The sequence below is a fragment of the Thiobacillus sp. genome (genome assembly GCF_024708915.1).
The window spans coordinates 1-9133 of sequence record NZ_JANJXQ010000227.1 but is presented as its reverse complement, the minus strand read 5'-3'; the positions used below and the strand labels follow the sequence as shown (position 1 = coordinate 9133).

Annotated in this window: 13 protein-coding genes; 3 read left to right on the top strand and 10 right to left on the bottom strand. The window is 60.3% G+C overall.

Annotated elements, in window-relative coordinates; all coding sequences use genetic code 11:
* The 10 genes from Q0L94_RS15155 to Q0L94_RS15110 all read right to left on the bottom strand — a co-directional run.
* On the bottom strand, positions 1 to 494 hold a 494-nt coding region (locus Q0L94_RS15155), incomplete at its 3' end, for a universal stress protein (protein WP_296754810.1).
* A gap of 122 nt (positions 495 to 616) precedes the next feature.
* Complete coding sequence (locus Q0L94_RS15150; protein WP_296754807.1) at positions 617 to 847, bottom strand: thioredoxin family protein; 231 nt, start codon at positions 845 to 847, stop codon at positions 617 to 619.
* Positions 848 to 859: 12 nt separating this feature from the next.
* Positions 860 to 1666, bottom strand: coding sequence for an arsenite methyltransferase (locus tag Q0L94_RS15145; RefSeq protein WP_296754805.1), 807 nt, complete (start codon positions 1664 to 1666; stop codon positions 860 to 862).
* 12 nt (positions 1667 to 1678) lie between these two features.
* Positions 1679 to 1990, bottom strand: a complete 312-nt coding sequence (locus tag Q0L94_RS15140) for a hypothetical protein (RefSeq protein ID WP_296754803.1) — start codon at positions 1988 to 1990, stop codon at positions 1679 to 1681.
* A complete protein-coding gene (locus Q0L94_RS15135) occupies positions 1987 to 2949 on the bottom strand; it encodes a permease (RefSeq protein ID WP_296754801.1) in 963 nt (320 codons plus the stop codon). Before Q0L94_RS15135 ends, Q0L94_RS15140 begins: the two co-directional genes overlap by 4 nt.
* Positions 2949 to 3878: an MBL fold metallo-hydrolase gene (locus tag Q0L94_RS15130; RefSeq protein ID WP_296754798.1), complete on the bottom strand. Its 930-nt coding sequence runs from the start codon at positions 3876 to 3878 to the stop codon at positions 2949 to 2951. The genes Q0L94_RS15135 and Q0L94_RS15130 overlap by 1 nt, the downstream gene beginning before the upstream one ends.
* A 9-nt stretch (positions 3879 to 3887) precedes the next feature.
* On the bottom strand, positions 3888 to 4967 hold the full coding sequence (arsB, locus tag Q0L94_RS15125) for an ACR3 family arsenite efflux transporter (RefSeq protein WP_296754796.1): 1080 nt from the start codon (positions 4965 to 4967) through the stop codon (positions 3888 to 3890).
* Positions 4964 to 5461: an arsenate reductase ArsC gene (locus Q0L94_RS15120; RefSeq protein WP_296754794.1), complete on the bottom strand. Its 498-nt coding sequence runs from the start codon at positions 5459 to 5461 to the stop codon at positions 4964 to 4966. The genes arsB and Q0L94_RS15120 overlap by 4 nt, the downstream gene beginning before the upstream one ends.
* A gap of 18 nt (positions 5462 to 5479) precedes the next feature.
* The gene (locus tag Q0L94_RS15115) at positions 5480 to 5908 is read right to left on the bottom strand and encodes an arsenate reductase ArsC (RefSeq protein WP_296754792.1); all 429 of its coding nucleotides are present in this window, start codon (positions 5906 to 5908) and stop codon (positions 5480 to 5482) included.
* Between the two features lie 85 nt (positions 5909 to 5993).
* Complete coding sequence (locus Q0L94_RS15110; protein ID WP_296754789.1) at positions 5994 to 6332, bottom strand: metalloregulator ArsR/SmtB family transcription factor; 339 nt, start codon at positions 6330 to 6332, stop codon at positions 5994 to 5996.
* A gap of 623 nt (positions 6333 to 6955) precedes the next feature.
* Between Q0L94_RS15110 and Q0L94_RS15105 the strand changes: the two genes are divergently transcribed.
* From Q0L94_RS15105 to Q0L94_RS15095, 3 genes are all read left to right on the top strand, one after another.
* The gene (locus Q0L94_RS15105; RefSeq protein ID WP_296754787.1) at positions 6956 to 7402 is read left to right on the top strand and encodes a DUF3577 domain-containing protein; all 447 of its coding nucleotides are present in this window, start codon (positions 6956 to 6958) and stop codon (positions 7400 to 7402) included.
* A 283-nt stretch (positions 7403 to 7685) separates the two neighbouring features.
* Positions 7686 to 7862, top strand: coding sequence for a hypothetical protein (locus Q0L94_RS15100; protein WP_296754784.1), 177 nt, complete (start codon positions 7686 to 7688; stop codon positions 7860 to 7862).
* A 702-nt stretch (positions 7863 to 8564) separates the two neighbouring features.
* Positions 8565 to 9133: DUF3275 family protein (locus Q0L94_RS15095; protein ID WP_296754782.1), on the top strand; the 569-nt coding region annotated here is incomplete at its 3' end.

Genomic DNA, 9133 nt, shown 5'->3' with positions numbered 1-9133 from the left:
ACCGGAGAGAAATCGACCGCCGCCAGCACCTGGCGGTAGGGCCCGTCCGCAGGGTTTCTGACGATGAGCACTGGACAGATGTCCACCCGCAGCAGACGCGACACGGTTGATCCCAGGAACAGATCCATGAGTGTGTTCTCACCGCGCACCCCGGCAACCAAAAGATCGGCGGACACCTCCTGCACGTAGGCGGCGATTTCGCTATGAGCTCGGCCCAGACGGGTAGCAGTGCGGGCTTGAATACCCAGCTGGCTGACCAGTCTGGCAGCCATGGCGTCGAGCCGGGTCTGCTCCGTCTGCAACAAATCCTGGTCGGTATGCTTGAGTTCTTCCGGGGCCAGTGTCAGGCTAGGATAAAGGTCGAGTGGGCGCACCACGTGCAGCAGATGCAGTTCGGCTTGATGCTGTTTGGCCAGCTGTGCGGCGCGCTGCACCACCCGTTCTGAAAAATCGGAAAAATCGGTGGCGGCAACGATGCGGCGAAGGCTGGGCATGACGGGTTCCCGGAAAATTTACAAACAAGACATTATCCATAATAGACACCCTGAGGGATTCGGGATTTCAGACGTCACGCCCACCGGCTTCCCCTGCCCTGTCAATTCGGGCAGCTGTATCGTCAGAACCAGCTTTCGATCTTCTTGCGATCAGGCACGCCGCCGGCATGCACCACCTTGCCGTCGATCACCACGCCGGGAGTGGACATGACGCCGTAGCCGAGAATGGCCGCCATGTCTTCGACCTTCTCCAGCTTGACCGCCATGCCGCGGGCTTGGGCGACTTCCTCGATCAGCTTCAGCGTGGTCTTGCAGTTGGCGCAACCGCTGCCGAGCACTTTGATGTCTTTCATTCGCGTTCTCCTTCAGTTTACCGGCTTGACCGCCTCGATGCTGGCCGAGGCGATGAAATCCTCGACCCCGCGGCCGGGCGCCCAGTGGCGGATGAACTCGCGGCTGGCGTCCTTGGGGGCAATGCGGATGTCGACGAAGCCCGCCGCCGCGAGCATCGCTGTGAGTTCATCGACATTCGCCGCGCCGGCGACGCACGCTGTGTAGAGGGCGACCTCCCGCTGCAGCTCCTCAGGCAGCGGGGCCGTGGCGACGATGTCGGAAATGGCGAGACGGCCGCCCGGTTTCAGCACCCGGAAGGCGTCGTGGAACACCTGGCGTTTGTCAGGCGACAGGTTGATGACGCAGTTGGAAATGATGGCGTCGACGGTGGCATCGGCGACCGGCAGATGCTCGATCTCGCCGAGACGGAAATCCACGTTGGCGTAGCCGCCTCTGGCTGCGTTGGCGCGGGCCTTGGACACCATGTCGGGCGTCATGTCGACGCCGATGACGGCGCCGCTCGCGCCAACCTGGTGCGCGGCGAGGAAGGCGTCGAAGCCGGCGCCGCTGCCGAGGTCAAGCACGGTTTCACCCGGCTTGAGCGCCGCGATGGCCTGCGGGTTGCCGCAGCCCAAGCCCAGGTTGGCGCCTTCCGGCACCGCCGCCGTCTCCTCGGCGCTGTAGCCGATACCGCGCGACAGCAGCTCGGTGACGTCCTCGTCGGAAGGCGCGCAGCAGCCCGTGCTCGGTGCGCAGCAGCCAGTAGATTCAGCGCGTGCGACGGCGCCGTAGGCGTCACGCACCTGCTGGCGGATCTGGTCGTGTTCGTGTGTACTCATGCGAGTCTCCTTTCAGCAGCAGGACTTACCCGAAGGCGTGGGGGTGCAGCAGGCGCCGCTTTCCGCCACCGCAATGGCGGCGATCCGGTCGGCCGCCTGCGAAAAATGGCGAGCGTAGGCCGCATCGAACTTGGCGTCGAGATTTTGCGCGGTTTCGTCGCGGATATGGCGCGCGATCTCGATCACCGTGTCGATCTGCTCGCGCGACACACCGTAGCCCTTCAGGCGCTCGATCTGACACAGGCCCTGGCCGGGATGGTTGGCCGCGATATTGGCCGCCAGCGAAACCAGGGCGACGATGGAGGGATGCAGGTCGGTACTCATAAAACCCCTTTCAAGGCATTGAACAGCAAGCCCACGATGATGAACGCGATGCTGAGGTAGGCCGTGAATAGCGCCAGCAACGGCACCTTCACGACTTTCTTCAGGATGATCAATTCCGGCAGCGACAGCGCGGTCACCGCCATCATGAACGCCAGCACGGTGCCGATGGGCACCCCTTTTTGCAGCAGAACCTCGGCGATGGGGATGATGCCTACCGCGTCGGAATACAGGGGCACGCCGACCAGCACCGCGCCGACAACCGACAGCACGCCGCCGTCGCCGGCGATCTTCGCAACGAACTCGGCCGGCACGTAGCCATGGATGAAAGCACCGACCCCCACCCCGATGAGGATGAATTTCCAGATGCGGCCAACGATTTCCCTTACCTGGGCGACCGCATAGTCATGCCGGGCGCGCAGCGAGGTGTCCTCTTCGATCGCTGCGGTTTCGCCCATGTGGATTTTCCACACGTAGTCCTCGACCCAGCGCTCCGGCTTGAAGCGTTCCAGCACGAAGCCGCCGATCAGCGCCACGAAAATGCCGGCCACGACATACAGTACGGTGAATTTCCAGCCGATGACCGACGCCAGCACCACGACGGCGACTTCACTGATCATCGGGCTGGCGATCAGGAACGAAAACGTCACCCCGAGCGGGATGCCGGCCTCGACGAAGCCGATGAACAGCGGAATCGACGAGCACGAGCAGAACGGCGTCACCGCACCCAGCCCCACCGCCATGAAGCGGCCTTGCAGGTTGCCGCGGTTGCGCATGAATTCGCGCACCTTCTCGGGCTTCAAGAGCGCGCGCAAGAGGCCCATGGCGTAGATCACCAAGGTGAGCAACACCAGGATCTTCGCCACGTCCATGACGAAGAAGTGCAGCGCCGCGCCCAACGGGGTGTCCCGCGCCAAGCCAGCGAGATCGTAGACCAGCAGGGTCGCGAAGGCGTCGAACATCACTGCGACTCGAATTCGGTGAACGCGCGGCTCATGTTGGCGCGGTGCAGCTCACTGTAGTTCTCTAGGTGTCCGAACTGCGGCACGTCTGCGTAACGGTCGAGCGTGGCGTCGATCGGCTCCATCTCCTTCGCCGCGGCGCCCACCTTGCCCGCGAGGAAGTCGTAGTAGTCGCCGGTTTCGCGCTGCGCCTGCGCCAGGTCACATACCCGGCCGTGGCCGGGAACAATGTGCGCGGGCTTCAGCGCGGCCAGCGCATGGAAGGCTTTCTGCCCGTTCTTCACGCTCGACCACGGCAGCACGCCGAGCAGGCGGTCGACATAGACCAGATCGCCACTGAACATCACGCCACGCTGCGGCAACCAGACCCAGGCGTCGCCCGAGAAATGGGCGTCGGTATAGGCCAGCATCAGGGTCTCGCCGCCGATTTCCAGCGTGGTTGAATCCGGCAGAGTCTTCGGCGCGGGCAGCGGCTTGGTGCCCTGCACACGCTTACCCAGGAAGCGGCCGAGGCTTTGCATATGCTGACCTGCAAATTCAGCTTGGGTGGCGGCAGTTCGACTCATTGCGATGACCTCGGTCCCCTTGCCGGCGAAATAGTCGTTGCCGAGCCAGCGGTGATCCTGGCTGCCAGTATTGATCACCCAGCGCACCGGCTGCCTGGTCACCTTGCCAATGGCGGCTTCGATCTTTTTGGCGCCAAGCAGACTGGCGCCCGAGTCGATCAGGATCACCCCCTTGGGCGTGACGACGAAGCCGAAGTTGGCGTTGAGGCCGTCGTTCTCCGCGCTGCGCAGGCCGAGCGGGCCGACGATTGCGTAGACGTTGTCGACGACCTTCTGCGCCACGGGCTGGTAGTCGGCGCGCGCGGTCAGCACAAACAGCCCGGTCACGGCAGCAAGCAGAATCAACGCATATCGTTTCAGCATATTTTCTCCTTATTTGGCAGACAGACCGGCTTCGTACCACCCCTTGCTGCGATTCACAATCTTCACCACCAGCAGCATCACCGGCACCTCGATCAGCACGCCCACCACGGTGGCGAGCGCCGCACCCGACTGGAAGCCGAACAAGGCAATCGCCGCCGCCACCGCCAACTCGAAGAAGTTGGAGGCACCGATCAGCGCCGACGGGCAGGCGACGCTGTGCTGCTCGCCAACCTTGCGATTGAGCCAGTACGCCAGCCCCGAGTTGAAGAACACCTGGATCAGGATCGGCACCGCCAAGAGCGCGATGACCAGCGGCTGCGCGAGAATCGCCTCGCCCTGGAAAGCGAACAGCAGCACCAGCGTGGCCAGCAAGGCCAAAATGGATGCATGACCGAGCTGCGCCATCACCGCGTCGAACGCTGCCTGCCCGCGCTTGAGCAAACCCTTGCGCCAGACCTGCGCCAGCATCACCGGGATGACGATGTACAGCACCACCGAGATGAACAGTGTGTCCCACGGCACCACGATGGCTGACAAGCCGAGCAGCAGACCGACGATGGGGGCGAAGGCAACGATCATGATGGCGTCGTTCAGCGCCACCTGCGACAGGGTGAAGTACGGGTCGCCGCCGGTGAGCCGGCTCCACACGAACACCATCGCGGTGCACGGTGCCGCGGCCAAGAGGATCAGGCCGGCGACGTAGCTGTCGAGCTGCTCGGCAGGCAGGTAGGGCGCGAAGAAATGGCGGATGAAGATCCACGCCAGCAGCGCCATCGAGAACGGCTTCACCGCCCAGTTGACGAACAGGGTGACGCCGATTCCCTTCCAGTGCGACTTCACCTGATGCAGCGCGCCGAAGTCGATCTTCATCAGCATGGGGATGATCATCACCCAGATCAGCAGGCCGACCGGTAGGTTCACCTGCGCCACTTCCATCCGCCCCAGCGCCTGGAACGGTGCGGGAAACACCTGACCAAGCAGCACGCCGGCACCGATGCACAGCGCCACCCACAGGGTGAGCCAGCGCTCGAACACGCTCATCGGCGCGCCGGCGGCGCGTTTTCCCGTCACTTCGCACTGCGCGCTCATGTTGTCTCCCCAATAAGTTGTACGGCCTGCTGCAGTTTGATCCTGTCAAGCGTGGCGAACGGCAGGCAGACGAACATGGAAATGCGGCGCTGCAACTGGTTCATGGCGTCGACAACGGCGTGGCGCTTCTGATCATCCGTGCCTTCAACTGCGACCGGGTCCGGAACGCCCCAGTGCGCGGTCATCGGCTGACCCGGCCACACTGGACACACCTCGCCGGCCGCCTTGTCGCACACGGTGAAGACGAAATCGAGCCGTGGGGCACCCGGCTGTGCGAACTCGTCCCAGGACTTGCTGCGCAATTCGGCAGTCGACAGATGGCTCTTTTCCAGCAGTTCCCGCACGAATGGATTGACCTGTGCGGCCGGATGGCTGCCCGCGCTATAGGCGCGGAAGCGCCCGTTGCCCAGGCTATTCAACAGCGACTCAGCCAGAATCGAACGCGCCGAATTGCCGGTGCACAGGAACAGCACGTTGAAGACCGGTTCAGCCATGGCAACGTCTCCGTCGATTCAGGCAGCCGCTGCCTGCAGGTCGAGCTTCTCGCGCACAGCCGCAATCAACCGGGTGCGGATGTCGTCGCGCACTGCGAGGAAGCTTTCCAGCGGCTCGCCGTGCGGGTCGTGGAACGGCAGGTGGATGGCCGGGATCGGCTTCGGGAAGATCGGGCAGGCTTCCTTGGCGTTGTCGCACACGGTCACCACCAGGTCGATGTCCTCGTTCATCACCGCGTCGATGTCCTTCGGGTGCAGGCCATCGGTATTGAGGCCGGCGGCTTTCAGTGCCGCGATCGCGCCGTCGGCCACCTTCGGCTGCGGCCGGGTGCCGGCGGACAGCGCGCGCACCTGGTCGGCGAGATCATGGTTCAACAGTACTTCGGCCATTTGCGAGCGGCAGGAATTGCCGGTGCACAGCACCAGCACGGTGTAGGGTTTGGTCACGATAGGTCCTTTTTGAGATGACATTGAACAGGTAACAACTCGGGGATGATGGGCTGGTTGCGCTAGCAATTCCAGGCCTAAGAAACTAGGACGACTCCATTGAAGGCTCGCAGGCCGGGGTGCACGCAGACGTGCAGGGATTACCGCCGCAACAGTTGTCGGTGAGAAAACCCAGCAATGCGTTCATGGCTTCGAAATTCGCGGTGTAGATGACGAACCTGCCTGCCTGCCTGGAATCCACCATTCCGGCGTGTGAAAGCTCCTTCAGATGGAAAGACAGCGAGGACGGCGGGATACCCGTGACCTCGCTGACCTTTCCGGCGGCTAGACCGGCCGGCCCAACTTGGACTAGTGCGCGGAAGATTGCCAGGCGGGACTCCTGGGCAAGCGCAGCAAGAGCGGAGATAACAGCTTTCGTTTCCATGATTCGATGATAGTAGAAACATGGAATAAATTGCAAGAACTATAACGTCAAGAGATTAAATAAGGTACGCGGCCCACCTAGCACAACCACTCGGACGCGAAATTGCCACTCTCGCCAGCGTCCGTAATTAGGCACCAAGCAGACGACCGCTCGAAATTTCCATCTGACTCTTGTGGGTTGGGAATACGCATTCGCCGACGTTGAAAGCGTCCATTCAGCGGCATTTGTAGTCAATGGCCGGTGTGCGGTTGCGGATTCAACTGGTGAATGCAACACACTAGAAGCTGCTTAGCACAAGGAGTGTTGCGATGAAGCGAAGGCCGCGGTAGCGCATTACGCCATGGGTGCCTAGCGACCATGCTTTCGAGCCTGTTAAGCCGCCCCGGCCAAGTATTGACACTCCATTTGAAAATTGGCAACCTAAAGCCTGTTTTGTTGGCTCATGCAGCCCGATTGGCCTCCCGTAAGGAGCCTTTTGCCGCAAGGCGCGCATAAATGCCGTTCAGTTCCTGAAAACGGCGGGTCTTCGGATCTGGAATTTCATCGCAGTTCAACCACCCCATGGGGAGCCACGCTCCCTTTGGGGAGAGTGCTCCCCTTTTTTATTTTTTAAGGAGAGCATTATGTCTGAATCCAAATTCTACGATCTTCATGTCACCGGCCTTGGCTACCTGAACCGTGTTCGCATGGTCAAGCCCAACAAAGGTGAAACGTTCCTCGCCTGCTCCATTTCCGCTCTACGTGGTGAGTGGAACAAGGATGGCTCGATCAAACCTGAGTCGACTAAATTCGATGTGCGGGTTTATGGTCAGGACGCGATCAAAGCGATCGAGGTACTCAAGCCGCATGGAGATGAGAAACGGAAAGTAATGATCCAGTTCAAGCTGGGTGACATCTACCCTGAAGTGTTTGTCTACGAAAAAGACGTGGGCACGCGCAAGAAGGGTGATACCGGTGTGATGATCAAGGGCCGCTTGCTCAAGATCACCAATGCCTGGGTGGACGGTAATCCAGTTGTTTTGCCTGTAGGCTCTTCGCAACAGCAAGAGGCTGCAGCAGGCGGCCAGTAACGTCCAGCTTCACAAACACGACCGGGGAGTTTCACGCTCCCTGCCGGGTGTCGTGGACTCCCCGGTTTTCATTTTGAAAACCAGGAGTCCACGATGAAAGAAGCTTTTCTGAATGTTCTGTTCGATTTGCGCATCATGAGCCTGTGCGTGGTGGTGTCACAAGTCATCGCCTTGGCGAGCACTCTGTTGAATTGATGGAGTCAATCTGAAAACCTCCTGCACGGGGTTTTCACCAGAGGGCCAACCCTCCGGTGAAAGCCCCGCAACCAACCAGGAGACATCCATGAGTCACCAACTCTCACTAAACTTCCTTCAACTGATGGCCAAGGCTGAAGTGCCGATCGAGGACGCGAGGTGGTTTCACTGCATTGCGCGTCGTCGGGGATTGCTTCGTGAACGGGATGTGCTCCGGTTCCGTCGCATCCAATCTATCCTGGCTGATAGAATCTGTTTCGGTTGATGGAAGGAAACGCCCAGCCTCTGGGCGTTTACCCAAGCGGGCCATGCCCGTTTCGGTAAACCCAGTTTCTCGTTTGCTGAGTACAGCAGGATTGGCGCCCTAAGCGCTGGCTTTTAGTCCGGGCAGCCCCTCATACCGGATTGGGATTCCTCCGCAGTTTCCCAGGGGTTACATTGGCGACGGATGCATCCCCATCTGCTTGCCTCATCCCTGAGACGGACCGATAACCCGTCTTCCCTACACCCGCCAGAAGGCTTGCCCGAGACCAGGTTTCGGGCAAGCCTTCTGGGCATCGATCAGATCATGGGTTGTGACGGCCAGAACGGTCACGGCATTTGCGGTTTGCCGCATACCAAAATTCGCGCCGAGCCCCTCAGTGCGGCGCGTCGCTTCCTATATGGAAGAGTTGAGCAGGGGTTCCATTACCAACCACATTGAATCATGACCAACCCATCCTGCCCCGCGAGCGGGGTATCCAGGAGAACTGGCCATCTTGGATAAGCCGTTTGCCAAAGTTTCACTGCTGGCTGTCAGTATCAGCCCGACCGATGCACGTTATGCATCGCCCATTAAAGCCGTTCAGTTCCTGAAAACGGCGGGTCTTCCGACCTGGAATTCCATCGCAGTTCAACCACCCCATGGGGAGTCACGCTCCCTTTGGGGAAAGTGCTCCTTTTTTTTCTGTTTATTAAGGAGAGCATTATGTCTATTCGCATCAATGGAACGCTTGTAATCAAGGAAATCAAAGGTGCCAACGGCAAGTTCTGCGTCGGCGACCTGACCACCCCGATCGGAGAATTCAAGGTCAAGGAGTCCATCCTCGATCAGTTCTCGGAAGGCCGATACGAGGGTGAGTTTCTCGTCGAGAACTTTTACCTCAGTTCGTATATTTGGCGCGGCAAATCGACCACCGATATCCGCGCAAAGGTAATGGAAATATTTCTGGACACGGTTGATGAGGGCAAGATTGAGGACGTGCCGACTGAACCCGATCCAATCGCCACAGAGCCCACAGCGGCAGCGAATCAAGCCGGTCCATCCGATATTCCTGTTCCAGCTGCGCTGGTTCAGGAGCATGAAAACCATGATCCGGTTTTTCAGGCGTTGCTGGAATTGTTTGGGGCCGATCTTGCCGACCTTGTCTGGGTTAGCAAGGACGTGAAACTTGACCCCACTGTGGATCGAGCGGTCTTCCGCAGCCAGCGTGACCGGCTGAAGGAGATGGGCTACGTGTTCGATGCCAAGTCCCAAGGATGGTCCAGGAAGGAAAA